Annotated in this window: 20 protein-coding genes; 3 read left to right on the top strand and 17 right to left on the bottom strand. The window is 70.1% G+C overall.

Annotated features, from left to right (window positions below; all coding sequences use genetic code 11):
- Positions 1–5: 5 nt before the first annotated feature.
- Positions 6–2,720, bottom strand: a complete 2,715-nt coding sequence (locus ACQHIV_RS33075; protein ID WP_427887926.1) for a UxaA family hydrolase — start codon at positions 2,718–2,720, stop codon at positions 6–8.
- A 121-nt stretch (positions 2,721–2,841) separates the two neighbouring features.
- Between ACQHIV_RS33075 and ACQHIV_RS33070 the strand changes: the two genes are divergently transcribed.
- Positions 2,842–3,522 carry a GntR family transcriptional regulator gene (locus ACQHIV_RS33070; RefSeq protein WP_427887924.1) on the top strand — a complete coding sequence of 227 codons (681 nt, stop codon included), beginning with the start codon at positions 2,842–2,844 and terminating at the stop codon, positions 3,520–3,522.
- Positions 3,519–4,013 carry a hypothetical protein gene (locus ACQHIV_RS33065; protein ID WP_427887922.1) on the top strand — a complete coding sequence of 165 codons (495 nt, stop codon included), beginning with the start codon at positions 3,519–3,521 and terminating at the stop codon, positions 4,011–4,013. The genes ACQHIV_RS33070 and ACQHIV_RS33065 overlap by 4 nt, the downstream gene beginning before the upstream one ends.
- Before the next feature lie 857 nt (positions 4,014–4,870).
- On the opposite strand, the gene ACQHIV_RS33060 is transcribed toward ACQHIV_RS33065, so the two are convergent.
- The 13 genes from ACQHIV_RS33060 to ACQHIV_RS33000 form a co-directional block, all read right to left on the bottom strand.
- Positions 4,871–6,445: a phosphodiester glycosidase family protein gene (locus tag ACQHIV_RS33060; protein ID WP_427887920.1), complete on the bottom strand. Its 1,575-nt coding sequence runs from the start codon at positions 6,443–6,445 to the stop codon at positions 4,871–4,873.
- Between the two features lie 63 nt (positions 6,446–6,508).
- On the bottom strand, positions 6,509–6,847 hold the full coding sequence (locus tag ACQHIV_RS33055) for a VOC family protein (protein ID WP_427887918.1): 339 nt from the start codon (positions 6,845–6,847) through the stop codon (positions 6,509–6,511).
- 121 nt (positions 6,848–6,968) lie between these two features.
- Positions 6,969–8,159, bottom strand: a complete 1,191-nt coding sequence (locus ACQHIV_RS33050) for a Gfo/Idh/MocA family protein (protein ID WP_427887916.1) — start codon at positions 8,157–8,159, stop codon at positions 6,969–6,971.
- 2,063 nt (positions 8,160–10,222) lie between these two features.
- Entirely contained in the window at positions 10,223–10,897 is a 675-nt protein-coding gene (locus tag ACQHIV_RS33045; RefSeq protein ID WP_427887914.1) for a glycerophosphodiester phosphodiesterase, read from the bottom strand.
- Positions 10,894–11,037, bottom strand: coding sequence for a hypothetical protein (locus ACQHIV_RS33040; protein WP_427887913.1), 144 nt, complete (start codon positions 11,035–11,037; stop codon positions 10,894–10,896). The genes ACQHIV_RS33045 and ACQHIV_RS33040 overlap by 4 nt, the downstream gene beginning before the upstream one ends.
- A gap of 184 nt (positions 11,038–11,221) precedes the next feature.
- Positions 11,222–12,241 (bottom strand): 2-hydroxyacid dehydrogenase, encoded by a 1,020-nt coding sequence (locus ACQHIV_RS33035; RefSeq protein ID WP_427887911.1) that lies wholly within the window; start codon positions 12,239–12,241, stop codon positions 11,222–11,224.
- Complete coding sequence (locus ACQHIV_RS33030) at positions 12,238–13,698, bottom strand: FGGY family carbohydrate kinase (protein WP_427887910.1); 1,461 nt, start codon at positions 13,696–13,698, stop codon at positions 12,238–12,240. The genes ACQHIV_RS33035 and ACQHIV_RS33030 overlap by 4 nt, the downstream gene beginning before the upstream one ends.
- Positions 13,699–13,818: 120 nt before the next feature.
- On the bottom strand, positions 13,819–14,619 hold the full coding sequence (locus ACQHIV_RS33025; protein WP_427887908.1) for a DeoR/GlpR family DNA-binding transcription regulator: 801 nt from the start codon (positions 14,617–14,619) through the stop codon (positions 13,819–13,821).
- The gene (locus ACQHIV_RS33020; RefSeq protein ID WP_427887906.1) at positions 14,616–15,233 is read right to left on the bottom strand and encodes a histidine phosphatase family protein; all 618 of its coding nucleotides are present in this window, start codon (positions 15,231–15,233) and stop codon (positions 14,616–14,618) included. The genes ACQHIV_RS33025 and ACQHIV_RS33020 overlap by 4 nt, the downstream gene beginning before the upstream one ends.
- Complete coding sequence (locus ACQHIV_RS33015) at positions 15,230–16,564, bottom strand: FGGY-family carbohydrate kinase (protein ID WP_427887904.1); 1,335 nt, start codon at positions 16,562–16,564, stop codon at positions 15,230–15,232. The genes ACQHIV_RS33020 and ACQHIV_RS33015 overlap by 4 nt, the downstream gene beginning before the upstream one ends.
- Positions 16,565–16,719: 155 nt before the next feature.
- On the bottom strand, positions 16,720–16,953 hold the full coding sequence (locus ACQHIV_RS33010; protein WP_427887902.1) for a hypothetical protein: 234 nt from the start codon (positions 16,951–16,953) through the stop codon (positions 16,720–16,722).
- 280 nt (positions 16,954–17,233) lie between these two features.
- Positions 17,234–17,881, bottom strand: coding sequence for an excalibur calcium-binding domain-containing protein (locus ACQHIV_RS33005; RefSeq protein ID WP_427887900.1), 648 nt, complete (start codon positions 17,879–17,881; stop codon positions 17,234–17,236).
- A gap of 64 nt (positions 17,882–17,945) precedes the next feature.
- Positions 17,946–18,161: a hypothetical protein gene (locus ACQHIV_RS33000; protein ID WP_427887898.1), complete on the bottom strand. Its 216-nt coding sequence runs from the start codon at positions 18,159–18,161 to the stop codon at positions 17,946–17,948.
- Between the two features lie 122 nt (positions 18,162–18,283).
- Between ACQHIV_RS33000 and ACQHIV_RS32995 the strand changes: the two genes are divergently transcribed.
- A complete protein-coding gene (locus ACQHIV_RS32995; RefSeq protein WP_427887896.1) occupies positions 18,284–19,687 on the top strand; it encodes a family 43 glycosylhydrolase in 1,404 nt (467 codons plus the stop codon).
- A gap of 103 nt (positions 19,688–19,790) precedes the next feature.
- On the opposite strand, the gene ACQHIV_RS32990 is transcribed toward ACQHIV_RS32995, so the two are convergent.
- From ACQHIV_RS32990 to ACQHIV_RS32980, 3 genes are all read right to left on the bottom strand, one after another.
- Positions 19,791–20,612, bottom strand: a complete 822-nt coding sequence (locus ACQHIV_RS32990; RefSeq protein ID WP_427887895.1) for a carbohydrate ABC transporter permease — start codon at positions 20,610–20,612, stop codon at positions 19,791–19,793.
- Complete coding sequence (locus tag ACQHIV_RS32985) at positions 20,609–21,340, bottom strand: carbohydrate ABC transporter permease (protein WP_427887894.1); 732 nt, start codon at positions 21,338–21,340, stop codon at positions 20,609–20,611. Before ACQHIV_RS32985 ends, ACQHIV_RS32990 begins: the two co-directional genes overlap by 4 nt.
- 143 nt (positions 21,341–21,483) lie before the next feature.
- Positions 21,484–22,773, bottom strand: coding sequence for an ABC transporter substrate-binding protein (locus ACQHIV_RS32980; RefSeq protein ID WP_427887892.1), 1,290 nt, complete (start codon positions 22,771–22,773; stop codon positions 21,484–21,486).
- Positions 22,774–22,956 lie beyond the last annotated feature (183 nt).

Here is a 22,956-nt window from a genome sequence, read left to right as displayed (position 1 = left end):
GCCTCTCACATCGACGTACCGAGCAAACCGCGGGTGATCTGGAAACCTATGTTGCCGGAGGCAACCGCCTTCGGGACGAGTCGCCGGCTCGCGACCGCGGCGATCGTGTCCAGCCCGGTCCGGGCCTGCTCGGCCGCGTCCCCGGTGGCCACCGCGTCCAGGTCGTCGCCGTACGTCGCCACCGTCTCCGGATCGTTGGAGAACTCAACGACCGGCACGAACCGCTGCGCCGACAAGGTGCCGCCGGCAACATGCGCGAGGATCTGCTGGACGCCGGTCGCGCCGAACCCGGTCGCCGTCTCCATCCAGTCCGTCCCGGGCATCCGCATCACGTGCCACCCCGGCGCCGCGAGCCGCTGCCCGTGCGCGACCGTCGGACCGACCGCGGCCGCCGATCCGAACGCCGCCGTACGGAAACCGTCGTTCGCCAGCAGAGCACCACGCGACGACAGTACGACGGAACCGCCGGCGCCGACGATCTCCTGGCCGATCAGCGCGAGCGCCTCCGCGGTACGGTCCGGCAAGGGGCCGCGCGCCTCCAGGCCGATCGTGAGCGCGCCGAGGTCACCGGACCGCTCGACCGGGGCCGGCAGGTCGAAGCCGCCGAACCACTCCTTGACCTTGCCGCCGACCGCGTCGAGCCCGCCGTCGGCCTGGATGCTCGCCCAGCCGAACCGGGCCGGGTCGGCGCCCGCCTCGACGAGCCGCGAACGGAAGTAGTCGTTGTGCGTCTTCTCGCAACCGTGCTCGAGGAGCAGCGCCATCCGCGTGTTCGGGTGCAGCAGGTAGCCGAGCATGATCCGCGCGAACGTCTCCTCGGACGCGCCGCCGCTGCTGCCGCAGCCCTCGGTGTGCGGGAGCGCGACCATCCGGGTGACGGCGTCGCCGGCCCACTTCTCCAGCTCGGCCTGCGCAGCGATCCGCAACGCGATCTGCCCGGAGCACAGGCTGGTCGGCAGGATCAGGCCCACGGCTTCCGGGACCAGGCGGTCGTCGACCTTGAGCAGGTCTGCGAGGGTGCGTCCGGCGGAGGTCAGGCCGCGGTGCGGCAGGCCGTCGAGCGGGGCGTCGCGGTCCTCGGCCGGCAGGTCGGCGAGGCTGCGCGCCATCCGCCCGTCGGTGCTGATCGAGATGCCTTCGCGCGGCCCCGTCTGCTTCCAGTTCCGCCAGATCGACACCTGGCTGTGCCCGGCGCGCTCGCCCGCGCTCTGCTCCCCCGACGCGACCCGTACGACGAGGTCGAAGGTCTCCGCGGTCAGATCCGCCATCGTCGTACCGGTCAGGTACTTGCCGGCGTCGACGTCCATCTCGGCGCGCAGCCGCTCGTACCGCGCGCTGGTGGTGACGAACTTGAGCGTCGGCACGAACGGGAAGTTGGTGATCGACCCGTTGCCGGTGGTGAAGAAGATCAGGTTGCAGCCGCTGCCGATCTGGCCGGCCACCGACTCCAGGTCGTTGCCGGGGCTGTCCATGAAGATGTACCCGTCGCCGGGCAGCGGTTCGCCGTAGTCGATCACGTGATCCAGCCGGACCTCGCGCGGGAGCTTCCGGGCGGCGCCGATCGACTTCAGCACGATGTTGTAGAGACCGCGGTACACGTTGCCGCCGGACGGGTTGCCCTCCGCCGTGTGTCCGTGCCAGCCGACGCGTTCCTTGAACGACTTGATCGTGGCGAGGAAACGTTTCGCGGTGGCGAGATCGCGGACGTTCTTCAGCACGTACGGCTCGGCGCCGATCAGCTCGTCGGTCTCCGCGAGTACCGCCGTACCGCCGTGGCGGATGATCTCCGCGCTGACCTGACCGGCGAGCGGGTTCGCGGAGATTCCGGAGAACGCGTCACTTCCGCCGCACTGCAGGGCGATCTTGAGGTCGGCCAGCGGCACCTCGACGCGCGGCTGGGCGTCCACGACCGGCAACCACGGCTCGATCAGCGCACCCGCCGCGGTCAGGTCGTGCTCGAAGCCGGCGCTGCGGGTGAAGTACGCGTGCGGGACCTTGATCGACGGGTAGTTGTTCTCGGCAAGGAAGTTCTTGATCGCCGCGCCGGAGACGACGTCGCCCTCGGTGTCGACGATCAGCACCGCGCCGACGTTCGGGTTCAGCGCGAAGCCGCCGAGCGTGGCGAGCAGGAAGTGCAAGTTGTTCGGCACCTCGTCCTCGCCGCCCTCGGTGTGCGCGACCGGTACGACGCCGTCGCCCGCCGCCGCCCCGTCGAAGCGCCGCGCGAGCTCGGTGACGAACCCGCTGCTGCGAGAACTCGTGGCCAGCAGTACGACGTGATTCCGGGTGCCGGCCGGGCCTTGCTCGCGCGGGTAGCCGAGGAAGGTGCCGGGCTGTTCGACGCTGGTCACCTGGGCGCCGAAGTTGAGCGCGTCCTCGTCGAGTTCGAAGGGGTCGAGCGGCTCGTTGGTCGCGCTCGGTTCCGCGGGCAGCCCCTCCACTCCGCGGGCAGTGACCGCGGCGAGGCTGGTCGGCGTACAGACGTAGTCGCCCGGGACCAGGTCGCGGGACGCGCGCGCGAACGCGGTGTTCCACGAGGTCAGGGCCTCGCCGGTCGCGACCGGCGTGACCACGAAGCGGTGCCCTTCGAGCACGGTGTGCGGCAGCGTGACCGCCGTACCCCCGAGCTCCACCTCGGTGCCGGCCTCCAGCCGCCGGGAGGCGATCGCGACGTTGTCCCCTGGCTCAGGCAGCACGCCGATCTGTTCGAACCTCACCATCGTTCGTGACTCCCCATAGCTAGGCCGGGCCGAAATCGTGCATGATGCATGATTACCAGTGTTACCCTGCCGAAACCTGCCCGGCGGGGTCAAGCCCGCGACCAGAATCCGGAGACACCTGATGACCGAGCCAGTGGCGCCGGTGGACCGGCGGCTGCTCCGCCGGCAGATGCTCGCCGACGACGTGTACGAGGCCATCAAGACGATGCTGATGGACCACGTCATCCGGCCCGGAGCGCGGATCTCGATCGACGGGCTGGCTCGCGAGTTCCAGGTGTCGTCGACGCCGGTCCGGGAGGCGCTGGCCCGGCTGGAGTCGGAGGGGCTGGCGGTGAAGGAGCCGCTCAAGGGGTATCGGGCGACGCCGCTGCTGTCGCTGGAGGAGTTCGACGATCTGTACCACTTCCGGCTGTTGCTGGAGCCGTGGGCGGCTCGGCGGGCGGCCGAGCTGATCTCCCCGGACGGCGCCGCGCAACTGAAGGCCGAGTTGGAGACGGCGGTCGAGCCGACGTCGATCGACTACGCCGGGTACAAGTCACTGACCGTCCACGACAATCGGTTCCACTCGCTGATCGCCTCGCTGTCCGGGAGCGAGCAGGTGCGGCTGGCGTTCGAACGGACCCACTGCCACCTGCACATCTTCCGCCTGCACTACGACCGCGACATCGGCCCCGAAGTACTCACCGAACATCGCACGCTGGTCGACGCGATCACCTCCGGCGACCCGACCCGCGCCGAGGCCGCGATGACCCAACACATCGAAAACTCGATGACCCTCCGCCTGCGCCGCATCTACGAATGACGGACCGCCCGTCAGGTGCGGATCGCCCGGCACGTCTGGACCGCCGACGCCGGCCGGGCCCGCCCGTGTCGCCGCAGGTCGCGGGTGCCCGGCGCGCGTTCCCGCTGACGATCCCGCCGGAGCTGACGGCGTACATCCTCGACTTCCACTGGGACGTCGAACTCCTGCACGCACTGGACCTGCCCACCGTAGAGCTGCCGGTCGCGGAACTGGCACACCACCTCGACCTGCCGTTCTGGGCGTACGACGGCCCGTTCCAGGTCACGCCCCGCCAGGTGGCGGCGGATCCGGTCCGGTACCACGCCCAGTACGAACGCACCCTGACCGCCGACCTCCGACACCCCATCGACGTCGTACACCGCCCCGACAACCGCCTCACCATCCTCGACGGAATCCACCGCCTACTCCGAGCCACCCTCGAAGGACATCAGACGCTCGACGCCCGGATCCTCCCATGGTCCGCCCTGGACGAGATCGCGGTCCGCGGGTAGAAATCCCCACCTGCTCCGCAGCCCGCTCCTCAGACGCGTCTGCTCCGCGCGCTCCCTTCCCCGGTCTCGGGGTACCACCTCCACCTGTCCAGCACGCCCGCCGCTCCGGGCATCCCAGCGCCACTCATCACCCGCCCCACGTCCCCAGCAACCACTCACCAGCCGCAGCCCTACGCACCACCTCAGCGTATGCAGTCACTCGCGAGCGGCAGCTCGCAAGAAGCCGGCGCCAGCCCGCAAGCCCGCGGCAGCAGCCGCATCCCGCGGCGGAGCCGCAGGCTCCGGGCGCGAGCCCGGGGGCGGGTGGGGGCGCGCGAAGCGGCCGCGGGTGAGGAGCGCAGCTCCGCGGCAGAGCCGCAGGTTCCGGGCGCGAGCCCGGGGGCGGGTGGGGCGCGCGAAGCGGCCGCGGGTGAGGAGCGCAGCTCCGCGGCAGAGCCGCAGGTTCCGGGCGCGAGCCCGGGGGCGGGTGGGGCGCGCGAAGCGGCCGCGGGTGAGGAGCGCAACTCCGCGGCAGAGCCGCAGGTTCCGGGCGCGAGCCCGGGGGCGGGTGGGGCGCGCGGAGCGCCGCTTCTGAGGAGCCCGGCGACGAAGCTAGCGGGTGCGGAGCACGCGGGGGCTTACACCTCCACACGTCCAGCGCTCCCGCCCGCCGGTCCACCCCAGCAACCACTCGCCACACTCAGCCCTACGCACCACCTCCGCCCATGCAGCCAGCTGCGAGCGGCAGCTCGCAAACCGGGGGCGGGTGGGAGCGCGCGGAGCAGACCCGGGTGGGAGCGGAGTGACCGGAGCAGCTGCGGAGCACGCGGGGGCCTGCCACCGCGCGTAGGTACGCGGTTCCCACCCGAAACCGCCGGCTACTTGGTGATGACGAGAGCGTCGCCGACGGGGCGTTCTCCGGTGGCGTCCGAGGGGGTGTTGAGGACGGTGCCGTTGGCAACCATTGTGGTGGAGCCGCCGCCGTCGAGGTTGATCGCCTGGGTGAGGTGGAAGGACTTGGCGACCGCGGCTGCCTCCGCAATAGACAGGCCGAGGCTGTTGACGTTGCGGCCGTCGGCGGTGATGAGGACGGTACGGCCGTGGTCGTCGACGCCGGCGATGGTGCGCGGGTTTCGCTTGTGGACCCAGCCGTAGTAGAAGCTCGGCGTCGACTGGACCATCCCGTCGGCCGCCGCGGTCACATGGATCCGGCCGTCGCGCACCAACTCCGGTCCGCCGTTCACGATCGTCGTACGACGGGTCAGCGGTACCGGTCGCCCGCGGTCGTCGAGCAGCGTCGAGCGGATCGGCAGCGGCTTGCCGAGACGGGCGGCGGCGAGCAGCGGGGCGACCAGGTTGCCGGTCGCCTGCACGGTACGGCCGCCCGCGGGGATCGCGCCGCCGCGCGCGGACCGGATCTCGGTGACGATCCCGCGGCGGTCCAGCACGACCTCGGCGCCCGGCCCGCTCGGAGTCGAGGCGCCATACGACGGGTCGAAGGCGATCAGCTCGTCCGGGTCGGTGCACGTGGTGTCGTGCATCGGCTTCGACGTCGGCAGGTCGTCCGCCGTACCGCCGCAGTTGCGGATCAGGCCCGGGTACCGGTTCAGCCCGTCCAGCGGGAGCTTGCCGACGGATCCACGCCAGGTGAAGCGGTCGACCGACGTACCGCTCGGGCCGAGCACGAGGGCCGGGCGGCCGTTGGTGGGTTCGCTGAGCAGCCGGCCGTCGTACACGCCGACACCCGCCGGGTCGCCGGGTGCGCCGGACTTCGGGTCGAGGACGAAGAAGCCCGCGTTGATCGCGGCGGTCGCGCCGGTCAGACTCGCGAGCGCGCTGGTGGTCTCGCGCTTCTCGATGTCCGGGCCGTACGTCGCGTCGAGCGTGCCGCGGAACGTCTTCGGGTCGATCGTCAGCACCTGCACGTGCCACGGACCGGTCGAGCTGGCGATGTCGTCGGGTTCGCCGTCCCAGCCGGTATAGAGGCTGGAGCCGTTCAGGCCGGCCGCGATCACCTTCGTACGAAGGGCATCGGCCTCGGCCTTGGTGCCGTACAGGCCGACACGGACGCGGTACCCGAGGCTGTTCCCGCCGGCGTCGGCGAGCTTCGGCGTCGGTACGTCCTCGACCCGCGGGTCCAAACCGGCCGCGCGGAGCTTGGCGGCGGCCTTGTCGGCGCCGGCCTGGTCGGAGAGCGCCGCAGCAGGCGCGTCCGGGTCGGGCGACGAGGACGGGATCGCGATCTCGACGGTCCAGCCGGCGGACGGGTCGGTCCGGCCGCGGACGATGGTCGTGAGCGTGACACCGGGTTGCAGCGTGCGGGTGTCACGGGTCTCGGTCAGGTTCGCCGGCCCGAGCGGGAGGTGGGCGGTCGGCGGGGTGGCGATCGCGGTGGTGCCACCGAGGGTCAGGGAAAGGCAGAGGGCAGACAGGCCCAGGCGTCGCAGGGTCATAGGACGTTCCTACGTTCACCCCGGGTACGCCGCAACCCGAGCCGAGCGTCCCCTACCTGAACATCACTCCAACGGCGCCCCGCCGTACGAGACCTCGTTGCCGTCCGGGTCGTGGAACGTCGCATGCCGTACGCCGTTCTCGTACGTCTCCCGCACCACCGGCTCGATCCCGCGCTCGGCGATCCCCCGCAGCGTCGCGTCGAAGTCCTCGACGAACAACGTGTGCTGCGCGTGCCCGGCATGCTCCGGGACGACCTCGACGTACAGGAACCGGTGCTCACCCAGCTCCCACACCGCCTCGACGTCGTTCGGCAGGAAACTCGGCGGGGCGCCCAGCAGCTTCTCGTACCAGGCGACGGCGGTCTCGTAGTCACGGACAGAGATCCCGGCGAAGAGGTCCATACCGGATGCTATCGGCCGGAGGCCTACCGAAGGACGGGTAGTGGTCGGCTGATCGGCCGGATTCGGCGGGCGCTCACGCCTGGCGAGTCACCGGCGAGCCGACCACTACCCGTTCTTACGTTCACGCAGGGGCGTCGCCGTGGTCCGGGATCTCCAGCTGTACGCCGCCCTGGAGGGCGGACTGGTGCGCGAAGATGCCGGGCAGGGTGTAGCGGGCGGAGACCCAGGCGTTGATCGGCGGGAGGGTCTTGTCGGCGACCGCGCGGACGAAGTCGTCGGCGAGGAAGTGGTGCGAACCCTCGTGGCCGTTGTGCAGACCGTCGAACTCCTTCGGCAGCCGCGAGCGGTCGTGCACCGGGGAGAGACCGGAGCGGAACGCGTCGCGCAGCGCCGGGTCGACGTTCGCCAGGTCGGCGTCGTCGCCGGTCGGCTTGGTCTCCATCAGCTGGGAGACGTCCTCGACGCCTTCCTTGTTCTGCCAGAGCGTCGTGGTGGCGAGCTGCTCGAAGCTGCCCTCGGTGCCGAACACCCGCAGCCGGGACTCGCGGATGTGCGACGGATACCCGACGCGGCGCATCTCGTTGGTGCGCATGATGCCGCCGTCGGCGAGCTTGAACAGTGCGGTCGCGTTCGAGAAGTCGTTGTTGAACTGGCTGACGTCCTTGTCGAAGACGCCGTCGCCGCGGTCGTCCTTGACGCCGATCGCCGACACGTGGGTGGCGTGCTGACCGGTCACCGACAGAACGTTGCCGACGGCATGCGTCGGGTAGAGCAGCGGCGGGAAGGAGGCGGTCTTCTTCCAGTCGTCACCGCCGGAGTACTGGTACGCCGCGTAGAACCCGAGGTCCATGTCGTGGACGTAGTCGCCCTCGGAGTAGAACACCCGGCCGAACGCGCCGTCGGCGAGCTTCTGCCGGCAGTACACCGAGGACGGGTAGTAGAAGCTGGTCTCACCCATCATGTAGGTGAGCCCGGTCTCCTTGACCAGCTCGATGATCCGGGCGATCTGGTCGGCCTCGATCGCCATCGGGACCGTGGAGTACACGTGCTTCCCGGCCTCGAGCGCCTTGATCGCCATCTCGCCGTGCAGCCACCGCTGCGTGAAGATCGCGACCGCGTCGAGGTCCGAGTCGAGCATCTCCTCGAACGACGCGTGCGTCGTCGTGATGCCCTGTTTGGCGGCCATCTCGTCCGCCCGCTCGGGGATGACGTCGGTCAGCCGCACCTCGGACACGTCCGGGTGCGCCGACCACAACCGCAGGAACGAGGGGGCGAACTGGCCCGCTCCGACCACACCGATGCTGATTCCCATGCGGACAAGGCAACCACACATTTATGTTCCACGGAAGAACAAATTCGCACGTTGGAACATGTGACCTCCACAACCCCGCACCCCATCGACCGGACACCCGACACCGGACCCACGCACCCGCCGACGCCACCCCCGGCGGTGGACGGCCAACCTGGAACACCCGAACCCAAACGCCCCTCGGCATCGAGAAGGAGTCCGACGACGCTACGAGCCCGACGACGGGCACGGCGCAGCCACCTCGCGGGCACGGTAAGGGAGACCAGGCCCGGCGCCGCCGCCCCTCGGCGGCGGGCGGGCGGGCAGCCTCGGGCGGCGGGCGGCGGGCGGCCAACGCGGAAACCCGAGCCCGAAGACCTCGCCGTCGGCGGCGGGAGTCCGGCGTCGGTATGAGCCTGGCGACGGGCGCGGTGAGGCGGGTCCAGGCCGGCGGCGCCGCCCCGGCTGAGGGGGCGGCCGGGGCAGGACACCCCGCGGTCGGCGTGTACCAGCGGTCGAACCTGGTCCGAGCCCAACGACGCCGCCTTCGGCGCGGGTGGGCGTCCGGCGACGGGCACGATGCGGGCGCGGTGAGGCACGGCAAGACGGGACCAGGCCCGCCCACGCCGCCCCCGGCGGAGAGAGGCACCCGAACCGGAACACCCGGCCCAAACGACGCCCCGGCGGTGGGAGGGAGTCCGGCTACGGAACGGGCCTGGCGACGGGCACGGTGCAGGCAGCTTGCGGGCACGGTCAGGGGGACCAGGCCCGGCGACGCCGCCCCTCGGCGGCGGGCGGCCAATGCGGAAACCTAACCCGACGACCTCGCCTTCGGCGGCGAGGAGTCCAGCGACGGTACGAGCCTGGCGACGGGCGCGGTGAGGCGGGACCAGGGCCGGCGATGTCGCCCCGGCTGAGGGAGGCGGCCGAGGCAGGACCCGAGCCCAACGACGCCGCCGGCGACTTCGCCAGCTGGTCGCGCAGTGTCCTTCGGCGCAGGAGGGCGTGATGCGGGCGCGGTGAGGCACGGCGAGACGGACCAGGCCCGGCCACGCCGCCCCCGGCTGAGACAGACATCCGATGCGGAACATGCGAGCCCGACGACGCCGCCCCCGGGGCGAGAAGGAGTCCGGCGTCGGCACGAGTCTGGCGACGGGCACGGTGGGAGGCACGGTGAGGCGGGAGCGGCTGCCGGGTCGGCGGCCGCGACCAGGCCCGGCGACGTCGCCCCGGCTGAGGGAGTGGGTGGCGGCGCTGGAACACACGGGTCTGCCCCCGCAAGGGGGGCGATATCGGACCGGGCTAGTCCTGCGGCGGGTGGCGGCTCTGTGGGCAGCGGGGTGTTGGCGCTGTGGTTCGTGGGATGCGGGTGCCGGGGCGGGCGGACCTGCGGGACTCAGCAAGGCGGGTTGCCGGGGTGTGGTGCACCGTGGGTGAGGCGGCGGGGGTGGGGGCGCGGTGGTTGGTGAGTGGCGGAGGTCCGCGGTGGCCGGATCGGCAGGCCATCACAATCGGGTGCCGCGGCGAGGTCTCCGCGGGGAGGGCGGCGGAAGGCGCGGGTTGTGAGGGGCTGGCGGTCCGGTCTCAAGGCACGGTGGGACTCGGGGCGCGGTGAGGGCTCGGGGCGTGGTGAGGGCTCGGGGCGCGGTGAGGACTCAGCAGGCGGTGAGGACCCGGGGCGCGGTGAGGACTCAGCAGGCGGTGAGGGCCCGGGGCGCGGTGAGGACTCAGCAGGCGGTGAGGACCCGGGGCGCGGTGAGGACTCAGCAGGCGGTGAGGACCCGGGGCGCGGTGAGGACTCAGCAGGCGGTGAGGACCCGGGGCGCGGTGAGGACTCAGCAGGCGGTGAGGACCCGGGGCGCGGTGAGGACTCAGCAGGCGGTGAGGACCCGGGGCGCGGTGAGGACTCAGCAGGCGGTGAGGACCCGGGGCGCGGTGAGGACCCGGGGCGCGGTGAGGACCCGGGGCGCGGTGAGGACTCAGCAGGCGGTGAGGACCCGGGGCGCGGTGAGGACCCGGGGCGCGGTGAGGACCCGGGGCGCGGTGAGGACCCGGGGCGCGGTGAGGGCCTGGGGCGCGGTGAGGGCTCAGGGGGTGGTTAGGAGGTGGGGGTTGTCGGTGGTTATGCCGTCGACGGTGAGGGAGTGGGCTTGGGTGAGGGTGGTGGGGTCGGGGACGGGCCAGGCGGTGACGGAGAGGCCGGCGGTGTGGAGGGCGGTGACGGTGGTGGGGGTGAGGTCGGTGATGCCGCACAGGGACCAGGTGGCGCCGGCGGCGTGGGTGCGGCGGATGAGCTCGGCGGCGGGTGGTGTGCGGCCGAAGATGTGGCCGGTCTCCACGTCCGGGAACAGCTCCCGGACCGCGACCAGGATCCCGGGATGGAACGACGTGACGATGGTCCGAGCCGCCAACGCGGGATCGGCCTTCAGCGACTGGGCGAGGAGCGGTACGGCGGCCTCCGCCTTCACCTCGGCCTGGATCCGTACGTCGACCGCGGCGACCGTCTCCGCCCACGTGGGGATCCGCTCGCCACGACCCGCATCCAGCGCCCGCAGCTCAGCCAGCGTCAGCGAGGAGACCTCCCCCACCCCGGACGTCGTCCGGTCGACCGTCGCGTCGTGCATGACGACGAGTTCCCCGTCCGCGCTCACCCGCAGGTCGAGCTCGATCTCGTCGCAGCCGTCCGCGACCGCCCGCCGGAACGAGCGCAGCGTGTTCTCCGGTTCGGTCCCGAGCGCGCCCCGGTGGCCGGTGATGATCACAGCACCTTCTCCTCGTACTGTCGTCTGACCTCGTCGCCGATCGCGCTCAGCCGCTTCGCGACCGACCCGAACACCTGCTGCGGCTTCGCGTTGTCGGCGTAGATCCGCTGCAGCCCGGTGTAGATCTGCACGTTCTGCAACGGCGCGATCGCGACCCCGTAGTTCGGCTGCTCGCCGATCAGCTTCTTTCGTCGAAGATGTTCTGGAGCATCCCGACCTCACCGCCGCCGGTGGCCAGCCTGGACGCCACCTCGGACGGGATGAACCCGGCGCCAACGTTGAACTTCGGGCGCAGTTCGGTCCAGGTAGTAGCCTGTGCCCGCCTTACGCGCGGACCAGTCCCGCCGGGTCCTTTCCGTCGAGGAAGGCGGCGACCGCGGTGGTGGCGATGGAGGCGGCGCGTTGGGCGGTCTGTCGGGTGGCGCCGGCCAGGTGTGGGGTCATGACGATGTTCGGTGCCGTGAGCAGTCGCGATCCCTCGGGCAGCGGTTCGGCGGGGAACACGTCGAACGCCGCGGCGCCCAGCTGTCCCGACTTCAATGCGTCCACGGTCGCGTCGTAGTCGAGCAGCCCACCGCGCGCAGTGTTCACGAGTACGGCGCCGTGCCGCATCGCCGCGAGTTGTTCGGCGCCGATCATGCCTCGGGTCTGATCCGTGAGGCGTGCATGCAGGCTGACGACGTCGGAGCGGCGGAGCAACTCGTGGAGATCGACGAGTTCGATGCCGTCCGGTGCCTGCTCGACGTACGGGTCCGAGACCAGGACGTGGGCGCCGAACGCGAGCATCACGCGGGCGACCCGCCGGCCGATCGCGCCGTACCCGATCAGGCCGACGGTCGAGCCGTCGAGCTCGCTGCCGCACTCGTCGTACGCGTAGAGGTCGGAGCGCCACTCGCCCTGCTCCAGGGTTCGTTGCAGTCGGGGAAGGTTGCGCAGGGCACCCATCATCAACGCGACCGCGTGTTCCGCGGCCGCGACCGCGTTCCGGCCGGGCGTCGCCGCGACCGCGATCCCCCGTTGTGCTGCAGCGGCGACGTTCACGTTCACGGGGCCGCCACGGCAGACGACCAGATACCGGAGGTCCGGCGCGGCGGCCAGTACGCGTTCGGTGAACGGCCCCATCTGCGTGACGGCGAGCTCGACACCGGCCAGCGCTTCGATCAGCTGGTCTTCCACGTCACTCGCCTCGTCCACCTCGGCCACCCGCCCGTACGGCGTCAGCGGCCAGGGCAGCGTGACCTCCCGGAAGTCGAACGCGACGTCCGGGATCGTCCGAAGCGCCGCGGCGAGCAGGTCGTTGCGGACGAAGTGGTCGCCGGCGAGCAGCGTCTTGACGGTTCTCATCGATCTCCTGTGAACGTTGGTGCGGGGTCGGACCAGCGCGGGCGGGCCGCCTCGATCCGGCGGAGGTAGTGGGCGTAACCCTCGGCATAGAAGGAGGCGCGAGCCGGGTCCGGGTCGACCTGGCGGGTCTCGGCGATCCACTCCGCGCCGGCACTGTCCGGGTCCGCCGCGCGCCGGGCACAGATCACCGCACCGCGGGCGGCGACCTGCTCGGCCTCGGCGGTGTGCAGTGGTGCGTTCAGTACGTCGGCGAGGATCTGGGTCCACTCACCGCTCCGGGCGCCACCGCCGCACACCGTGACACGACCGGTCCAGCCGGCCGCCTCGAGGCAGTGCCGGCCGGCGTACGCGATGCCCTCACAGGTAGCGCGAACCAGGTCGGCCGTCGTCGTCGCGAGCGAGACGCCGTCGATCGAGCCGCGGGCGCGAGTGTCGACGAACGGGGCGCGCTCGCCGGCCTCCGACAAGTACGGCAGTACTGTCACGCCGGCCGCGCCGGGTTTGCTGTCCGCCAACAGCTGCGGGAGTTGATCGGTGGTCACACCAACGAGTGCGAGCACCCGGTCGAGTGCCGCCGTACCGACCATCGCCGGCATCGCGCGCAGCCAGACGCCGGGCGTCCAGGTACCGAGGAACAGGCCGGCGGGCTCGCCGTCGACGGGGAGGTCGCGCGTGACGACCTGGCAGGCCAACGTTGTACCGACAGTCAGCAACGCGTCGCCCACCTCGGTCACACCGGCCCCCGCGGCCGCCGCCGGCAGGTCGTACGGTCCCGCGGAAACCCGCGTTCCCGCCGCCATCCCACTCGCGTCGTTCCGCAACTCCCCAACCGGCCCGGCCGCCTCCACGGGCGCCAGCAGGTGCCGCACCCCCGCCAGCCCTGTGGCTGTCAGCGCCTCTTCGTCATACTCCCCGGTCCTGGGATCGAGGAACGGGGCCGACGCATCGGAAACATCCGTCGCCCGTACGCCGGTCAACGCCTGCATCACCACGTCCTTGCAGTACGCCGCCGTACCCGCCGCCTCGACCACCTCCGGCTCCTCCGCGAGCACCGCCGCGAGCAAAGGTCCGGAAGCCCCGGGGAACATCCGGTTGCCGGAACGCCGGAACACGTGTTCCGAGACCCCGTCGGCGGTCCATCGCTCGAGGATCGGGCTGCTCCGCGCGTCCAGCCAGGAGATCGCCGGGCGCACCGACGTACCTGCCGCGTCGACGAGCCACAGGCCGTCGCCTTGCGCGGTGATCGCCAGTACGCCAGGCCTCGTACCGACGGAAGCCGCGAGCTCACGTACCACCTCGTTGACCGAAGCAACTACCTCGGCTGTCTCGTGTTCGAAGCGCCCAGTACTGCGGTGCAACAGACGGGTTGGTCGCGAGGCCTCAGCCAGTGGGCGGCCGGTGTCGTCGAACGCGACGGCCTTCGTGACGGTGGTGCCTACGTCGACGCCGACGTCCATGAAGTCCCCTCCTTAACGCTCCGTCTCAGGTGTACTTCGAGTGATTGCGGTGTCCAGGTGCGTGCCGCGAGGTGCGTGCCTGGGCGCCGCAAGCGCCGAAGGACACCTGAGGCGGAGCGTTCACAGTTCGGCGACCTCCACGGTCGCGCCGTGGTCGCGCAGTGCGTCGATCAGGTTCTTCGGGGTCTTCTCGTCGACGATCACGATGTCGAACTCGTCCAGCGGGGCCAGTCGGTGCAGGGCGGTGCGTTGCAGCTTGCCGTGGTCGACCATCAGGACCTTGGTCTTCGCCGAGCGCAGCATCGCGCGCTTCACCAGCACGATCTCCTCCTCCTGGTGGAACGCGTGCGTCGGCGACACCGCGGAGACCGAGCAGAACAGCAGATCGGTGTGCAGCGCCTCGACCGCCTCCGCGCACGGCATGCCGCCGAACGAGTCGTGGGTCGCCGAGTAGATCCCACCGAGCGCGAGCAGCGTGATGTCGCGGAGCTGCGCCAGCTTGGTGATCGCCGGCAGGAAGTTCGTTGCCACGGTCAACGGTGTGATGCCCTCGAAGAGGTCCACCAGCGCCAGCGCGCTGGTCGAGTCGTCGAGCATCACGGACATCCCCGGCTCGATCATCGTCCGCGCGTGCCGGGCGATCGCGAGCTTCTCCGCGTGCGCCGTGTTCAGCCGGTACGCGACGTTGCTCTCGAAGACACTCGTCGGCTGCGCGCTGACGCCGCCGCGGTACTTGCGCACCACGCCCTGCCGCTCCAGCTCGTCCAGGTCGCGGTGCACGGTCATCACGCTCACGCCGAACGCCTCGACCAGGTCGTTCGCCGACACCGAGCCGTGCTTCACGACGTACGCCGCGATCTCGGCCTGGCGGCGCGCGGGACGGCTGAGCTCGGCGGTGTCGCCGTCGACATCCGATGTCATGCCAGGGTCTCCAAACGTAGAGGAGGAACGTTGTACGCCTCGAGACCCACTGTGCCGTCCTGCCACCGGAAACGCACCAGCGCCGCGGGACCGAGCGCAGGTAGCAGTCTGCGGTAGTCGTTCAGCCGAAGCCCCAGGACCCTGCAGACGAGCAGCCGGATCAGCGTGTTGTGCGCGACCGCGAACACCTTCTGCCCCTGGTGCCGGCGCGCGATCTCGTCGAAGACCTCGCGTACCCGGTCAGCCGCCGCGACCGGATCCTCGCCGCCCGGGAAGTGGTCGCGCACCGGGTCGAGCTCGAACGCCTTGCCGACCGCGGGCGGCAGCTCGCCGAGCATCTTCCCCTCGGCGGCACCGAAGTCGACCTCCCGCAACCGGGCGTCGAGGGTCGGCTCGAGGTGCAAGGCTTCCGCGAGCGGCGCGATGGTCTGCCGCGCCCGGAGCATCGGCGAACACCACAACACGTCCGGTGCGTAGTCGAGCGCCCAGTCCTTGAGGAGCTGCGCCTGCTGGACGCCGACCTCGTCGATCGGGAGATCCGTGGACCCGGTGTACCGGTTGCCGTGGTGCCATTCGGTCCGGCCGTGGCGGGCCAGCACGATCGTCGTCCTCATCCCCGGTACCCCCGGCGGTCGAGCTCCGCGACGAATTCGCCGTACAGATCGTCGAGCCGTTCCCCGCGCGGCTCGAGCACCCGGTCCACCCGCACCATCCGGCGCGCCGTACCGGCAAGATCCGTACCACCCGACGCGGCGAGGATCGCCATCCCGTACGCCGGATCCGGGACGGCCGGAAGTTCCACCGGTACGCCGAGAACGTCGGCGCGCAACTGGTTCCAGTATGCGCCGCGGGTCGCGCCGCCGGTGAGCGACACCGACCGAACCGGTTCCGCGCCGAGCCGCTCCAGGTGCTCGAACGCGAGCCGCTCGACGAACGCGACCCCTTGCAGTATGGCTGAATACGTATACACCTCGTCCGGCGTGCTCCCGAGCGTGAACCGCTCCGCCTGCGGCGCCACGAACGGGAACCGCTCACCGGTCGTGGTGAGCGGGTAGACGACAGCATCGACCGGGTACGCCGCGTGATCGAGAGCGTCGAGGTCCGCGCCGGGCAGGAGTTCGGTGAGTACGCCGGCGCCGGAGCTGGAGGCGCCGCCGGGGAGCCAACCGCCGTCCGGATGGCGGTGGCTGTAGACCGCGCCGGTCGGGTCGGTAATCAGGTCGGCGCTGACGCCCTTGAGGACCAGAGTCGTACCGAGGACCGAGTTCCAGGCGCCGGGGGCGAGCGCACCAGCGGCGATCTGGGCGGCGCAGCCATCGGTCATGCCGGCGTAGACCGGGATGCCGTCGGAGGTGCGGCCGAGCTCGGCGCCGGGGCGGACGACGTCGGGGAAGGCGTCGAGCGGCAGGCCGAGTTTGCCGAACGCGGCGGCCGGCCAGGACTCGGCGACCAGGTCGTAGCCGGTCTTGAGCGCGTGGCTGGTATCGGTCGCGACCGGGTGGCCGACCAGATGGGCCGCGACGAAGTCGGCACTGTGCGCCACACGGCGGCCGGTGAGATCCAGGTCGAGGATCTTCGGGAGTGCCCAGGTCGGCTGCATGCTGGTCGCCCAGCGATCCGGGTCCGCGTTGACGATCTGCTCGCGGCGCGCGGCCGCGCGGGCGTCGTCGTACATCAGGGCCGGGGTGACCGGCCGGCCGGAGCTGTCGGTGAGCAGGAAGGTGCCGGAGGTGGAGCAGATGGCGATACCGTCGACGTCGCGGGTGCCGATCTCGGCGAGGACCGCGTCGACGGCGGTCAGCCACTCCCGCGGATCCTGCTCGTGCCGGACGCCGTCGCGGTGACTGGTGAGCGGTCGCACCGCCCGGGACAGCACCTGCCCCTTGGCATCGGCCAGCACGCCCCGCACACTTTGCGTGCCGAGGTCGAGCCCGATCCAGCCCACGTACCGCCTCCAGAGTGAGTGTTATCTGCGCTGATAACATAACACCAGATCGCGATAAGAGTACGCCAGCCCTCTGGCCGAAGGCGGACACAAGTCGGCCCCCGGACGCCGAGGCGCACGGGAGCCGAAGGTTCTTGCGGGTCGATCAGGAACGGTCAGGAATGCATCAGGAGCAGGCCCGGGTCGACGGTCGCGAGCTCGAGGCGGCCGGCGTCGACGGCGCCGTACGCACCGATCGGGCCGCTGCTGTGCCGGCCGTTGCGGTTCAGCCAGAATCGCCAGCCCTTCGGGGCCGCGGGCCAGGCCGGGTCGGGCTGCCAGCCGACCGGCGGACGCCAGCCGTCGCTCGGCGGCTCGGGCCAGTCGGGCGGTGAGTTGAACTTGTGCATAGCGGGTCCCTCCGAGTGAACAGCGATCCGCTGCCGTCGATCCATACCTGACGGATCAACGATCCGACGCACCGGATGTCACGGACAAATCTTCGTAAAGTTTCATCCGGTGCACGGCCTCATCCCACCACCGAAACAACCCCTCGGCAACCGTTCTCTCACCAGCCGGACTGCACGTGCATTCGCACCGGCTATCCACAGGTTGAGTGGCAGTTGTGCACAGCAATCAGCCACATATCCACAGCCCTGCGGTGGTTATCCACAAGACTGTTGCCCTCGGCTACGTCTCGCAGGCCACACCGTCTCCGTCACGATCCAGGTGCGCAGCGTAACCAGGCTGGCCGCGATACAGCGGAGCTTTGCCTGCCGCGCGGACGGCCGCGCAGTTCTTGTAATAGACGCTGCTCGTGGTCGGCGCGCTCGTCCTCTTGGGCGTCGACGTGGTCCGGGTCGTTTGCGCGAGCGGCACGGGCGCCGTCGTGCGGGTCGTGCGAGTGGTCGGCGCCACCGTCACGATCTGTGCCGGCAGCGGTGCCTGCGTGACCGTTGCCGTCGGCCCCGGAACGGTCTCGGTGACGGTCGGACCCGCTTCGGTGACGGTCGGCCCGGGCACGGTGACGGTCGGGCCTGCCGCCGTTGTGCCTGGTGACGCGGCACCGGTCGCCGGGTCGTTGCTGTTACCGCCGATCGCCGCCAGTACGACGACGAACGCGGCCGCTCCGGCGCTCCATCCGGCGATCAGCTTCGTGGGCGATTCCGCGCCGTACCGTCCGCGTGGTCCGCGGGCCCGTGCCCCCTGCGCGTTCAGCCAGAACGCCCAGCCGGCCGGCGCGGCCGGCCACGAAGGATCCGGCTTCCAGCCGGGTGGTGGTTGCCAGTCCGGGGTCGGCGGTGCCGGCCAGTCCGGTGGCGAGTTGAAAGTAGCCATGGTTGAGTTCCCCCCTCGGGGGTTACATCCAGTGACCGTGGCGGTGCGTTACAGGGTGTTCGGGTCAGGCGACTTGCGCGGGGGTTTCGCTCAGGCGGCACGGTACGGCGCCGGCTGCGTCCAGGGCGGCGAGTTCGGAGCAGGCGAGCGTGATGGCCTCGGCCTGCGTGCGGCAGTCGGCGTACCAGAACGGGTCGTCCGGCTGCCGGTCCTCGGCGTCGTCGATGTCGGCGTACCAGCAGTCGTGCCGGTAGTGCACGACCCGCACCTTGAGCTTCATGTGCGGTACGACGCCGGCTCCGGAGCGGTGGTTCCTGTGTAGAGGGTTTACAACGTTGGAAGTAGCCGGTACAACCGAGATCGAGACCGGTCCGCCCCCCAGGTTTCGAAAGGTGCCCGCCCATGAGACTGCTCCGTGTTGCCGTCGCCGCCCTGCTTCTGATCGGCGTACTCGCGCCGACCGCACCGGCGGCCGAGATCCAGGAGAAGGCCGTGACGTCGCAGACGTTCCGCAACCCGATCAACCCGTCGGCCGATCCGTCGATGATGTTCTACAACGGCAAGTACTACGTCGCGACCACCCGCGGCGACCGGATCGGGATCTGGTCGTCCACCAGTGCCGCGACGCTGCTCGTGCAGCCCGAGCACGTCGTCTGGCGGGACTCCGACACCAGCCGGAACACGCAGATGTGGGCGCCGGCGTTCCGGCACGTCGGCGGCCGCTGGTACATCTACTACACGGCCTCCGACGGCGTGGACGCCAACCACCGGATGTACGTCCTGGAGTCGGCCGGCGACGACCCGCTCGGGCCGTACAGCTTCAAGGCGAAGATCGCCGACTTCGGCGAGTACGCGATCGACGGCGAGCCGTTCACGATCAACGGGCAGCAGTACTTCGTCTGGACCGGCCCGGGCCGCGGCCAGGGCGGCCCGGCGCAGCTGTACATCGTCCGGATGAGCAACCCGTGGACGTCGACCGGCGACCGGGTCGCGATCCCGGCCGACGGCGGGTGCAGCGAGGTCCGCGAGGGCCCGACGCCGCTGTACGGCGCGACGCGCACGTTCCTGACCTACTCGACCTGCGACACCGGCAAGCCGGACTACCAGCTGTGGATGAAGAGCATCGCGAACGGCGCCGACCCGATGGTCGCGTCGAACTGGGTTCAGCACGCCGGCCCCATCTTCGCCCGCAACGACGACACCGGCGTCTGGGGTCCCGGGCACCACTCGTTCTTCAAGTCGCCGGACGGCACCGAGGACTGGATCGCGTACCACGGCAAGAACACCAGCGTGTATACGTATTCATTCCGCACCACGCGGATCCAGAAGATCACCTGGAACGCGGACGGTACGCCGAACCTCGGCCGCCCACTGGCCGCCGGCGCGACCCAGAACCTGCCGTCGGGTGACCCGGGTTCGTCGAACTACTGGATCAACGACACCGACACCGCGGTCGCCTACACCGGCGCGTGGAGCTCTGGGTCGGGCTGCGGCAACCAGTGCTTCTGGGGCAACGACCACTGGAGCTGGGAGCCGAACGCGACCGCCACGATCAGCTTCACCGGCACCCGCGTCGCGCTGCTGAGCGTGGCCGACACCGGCAACGGCATCGCCGCGATCTCGGTCGACGGCGGTCCGGAGCAGCGCATCGACTACTACAGCTCGATCCGCGTCGGCGAACAGCTCATGTACATCAGCCCGACGCTGCCGTCCGGCCCGCACACGGTCCGCGTCCGCGTCACCGGCGACAAGAACCCGGCCTCCACCAGCGCGGTCATCAGCCTGGACCGCATCGAGGTCTACTGACGTCAAGGTGCGCCGTACAGCGTCGACGGAACCCTCCCAGTGTGCTCCATCGACGCCACGGCGCACCTGCTCGTCTATCGGGACTGGGAGGGTCCGCGTTACATCAACCTTTGAGGCCTGACGCGAAGCCGCGGATGACGTACCGCTGCAGGATCAGGAACAGCAGCAGGATCGGGAGCGCGGCCAGGATCAGGCCGGCCGCGACCAGGCCGTAGTTCGAGGTGTATTGGTTGACGAAGGCAAACACCCGGACCGGGACCGTCTCGTGGCCGGAGCCGCCCAGGTACAGCAGCGGCGTGAAGAAGTCGTTCCAGATCTGCACCGCGTTCAGGATCAGCACCGTGCCGGTGATCGGTCGCAGCAGCGGGAAGATCACGTGCATGAACGCCTGCAGATGTGACGCTCCGTCGATCAGTGCTGCGTTCGTGTAGTCGGCCGGCAGTGAGCGGATGAAGCCCGTGTAGAGGAACACGGTGAAGGGCAGCTGGATGCCGGTGTAGAACAGGATCATCCCTTGGTACGTCCCGAGCAGACCGAGGTCGTCGACCAGCTTGTACAGCGGGATCATCCCGAGCTGGAACGGCAGGATGATCCCGACCAGGAACAGGATGTAGAGCCCGTAGCTCAGGCGGGTCGCCGTACGGGCGAGAAAATACGCCGCGAGCGAGCCGGCCGCGATCAGCAGTACGACGCTGGCCACCGTGATCAGGGTGCTGTTCAGCAACGCCGATCCGAGTGCCGCCTCGCGCCACGCCTCGCCGAAACTGCCGACGCTCGGCGGTGACGGCAGCCCGAGCGGCTTGTTCGCGATCTGCTGCGGGTCCTTGAAGGCCAGCGTCACCAGTACGTACACCGGGAAGAGGAACGCGATCGCGACCACGATCATCACGACCTCGAGCAGGAACGTCCGTGGGCGGTACTTCATGCCGTCGTCTCCCTCGACCTCAGGTACCCGATCTGCAGGAACGTGACGGCCGCGACGAAGATCGCGAGCACCAGCGCGACTGCGGTGCTGTAGCCGAACTTCCCGTAGACGAACGCCTGCTTGTACAGCACCGTCGACAACGTGTCGGTGGCGTACCCCGGCCCGCCGTTCGTCATCGCGATGATCTGCGTGAACAACGTCAGCCCGCCGACCGTCGACAGCATGACGTTGATCGTCACGGCCGGCGCGAGCAACGGCCAGGTGATGTGCCGGAACCGCGCGACCGTCCCCGCACCGTCGACCATCGCCGACTCGTGCAGCTCGGCCGGGACGCCCTCGAGGCCGGCGAGGAAGATCACCATCGAGTACCCGGCGCACTGCCAGATCACGGTGAACGCGACCGACCAGAGCGCGAGCGACGGATCACCCAGCCAGTCCTGCCGCAACCCACCGAGCCCAACCGCTCCGAGCGCGGCGTTCAGCCCCGCGTCCGGCGCCGGATTGTAGACGAACTTCCACAGGAACGACACCATCACCGGACTCACCACAACCGGCGCGAAGAACACCAGCCGCAGCACCATCCGGCTCCGGATCCGCGTATGCACCCCGAGCGCGAGCAACAGCCCGATCCCGTTCTGCACCACGACGATCGCCACCGTCAGCAGCAGCGTGTTCCGCAACGCCCCCAACGCCTGGTCGTCCCGCACCAACTGCTTGAAGTTGGCCACCCCAACGAATGCTTTCGCACTCCCCACCCCCGACCAGTCCGTGAACGCCGACCCCGCCCCGGCAATACTCGGATACAGAACCACCAACGCATAAACCAGCACAGCCGGCACCGCAAACCACCACGGCGGCGCAATTCGTCCTCTCATGCGCCCTTCTTGTATGCGTCGTCCATCTTCTTCAGGGCGTCCCGGACGGTGGTTTTGCCGCCGAGGAGTTGCTGGACGACGGCGAAGTGGGTTGGTTGTACTTCGGCGTTCGGCCAGCGTTGGTCCATGAAGGGGACGGCCTTGTTCGCCTTCAGGAGCGGGAGGAACGAGGTCAGGGCGGGGTCGACCTTGGCGTCGCCGAAGAGTGGGACGCAGGAGACGGCCTCGGCCCAGGCGTTCAGGTTGTCCTGCTGGCCGCAGTAGTCGAGGAAGCTCTTCGCGTCGTCGGCCTTCTTGCTCTTCGCGCTGACCGCGATGCCGACCACCACGCCGGCCGGGATCCAGTTGTCGGCGGCAACATCCGTGGACGGGAACGGGAACATCGACAGGTCGTCCGGTGCCGGCGCCGCGGCCCGGAAGGCCGACAGTACGGCGGACACCTGGACGGCCATCGCGGCCTTGCCGGTGGCGACCATCGAGGTGGCCTGCTCGTACGTCGTACCGTTCGGGTTGTCGTTGAAGTACCCCTTCTTCTGCAGTTCGAGGTACTTGTTCATCGCGTCGACCCAGCCGGAGTCGGCGAACGTCGCCTGGCCCGCGCTCATCTTGTCGTCGAAGTCCGGCGTCTTCGCGTAGACCGTGCCGGGCACCAGCGCGTACGGGATCAGCTGGGTGATCCACGGGGTCTGCGCGCCGAGGGCGATCGGCACGATGCCCTTGCCCTTCAGCTTCTCGCAGACCGCGAGCAGCTCGGACCACGTGGTCGGCGGCTCGACGCCCGCGGTCGCGAACGCCTTCTTGTTGTAGATCGCGCCGAGCATGCTGGAGCCGGGCGAGTAGATGTACGTCTTGCCGTCGTTCTGGAACGCGCCCTTGAACCCGGCCGGCACCTTCTGCGTCCACGACTGGCTGCTGAGGTCCGCGAGCAGCCCGGCCTTGCTGAGCTGGACCATCGACATCGCGCTACCGCTGCCTGGATAGACCACATGTACGTCGGGTGCGTTGCCGCCCGCGAGCTGGGTCCGCAGCGCCGTCTGCACCTGGTCCGCCGGCGCGAACGACAGGTTGAAGTCGAAGCCCGAGTGTGCCGCCTTGTACGAGTCGAGCACCTTGCGCAGGCCCGGCTCCTGGTCGCCGACGCCGATCACCTTCAGCGTGCCGCCGGACGACGTACCGCCGCTGCTGCCGCCGCACGCCGCCAGCGTGCCGCCGAGCGCGGTGGCGACGGTGGCCCCGCCGGCCAACTGCAGGAGCCGCCTACGGCTGACGGACCGATCGAGTGCCATGGTTCCTCCTGAGCGCCGAGATACCGGCCAAGGATGTGAAGTAACCGTCGAAGCCTGTTACTTTTGTCACGCGGGACGCTACGTACGGCCCGGGAGGGTGTCAAGACCTCGTTGAAAGGATTCAGTCCATACCGGTGTGAAAACGACTCCGGGCCGGCCGCCGAGGTTTTGGTTCCCTGCCTC

The organism is Kribbella polygonati (assembly GCF_050320105.1).
In the GTDB taxonomy this organism is placed as follows: domain Bacteria; phylum Actinomycetota; class Actinomycetes; order Propionibacteriales; family Kribbellaceae; genus Kribbella.
The sequence above is the reverse complement of the archived record's forward strand: the minus strand, read 5'-3'. Positions and strand labels throughout refer to the sequence as shown.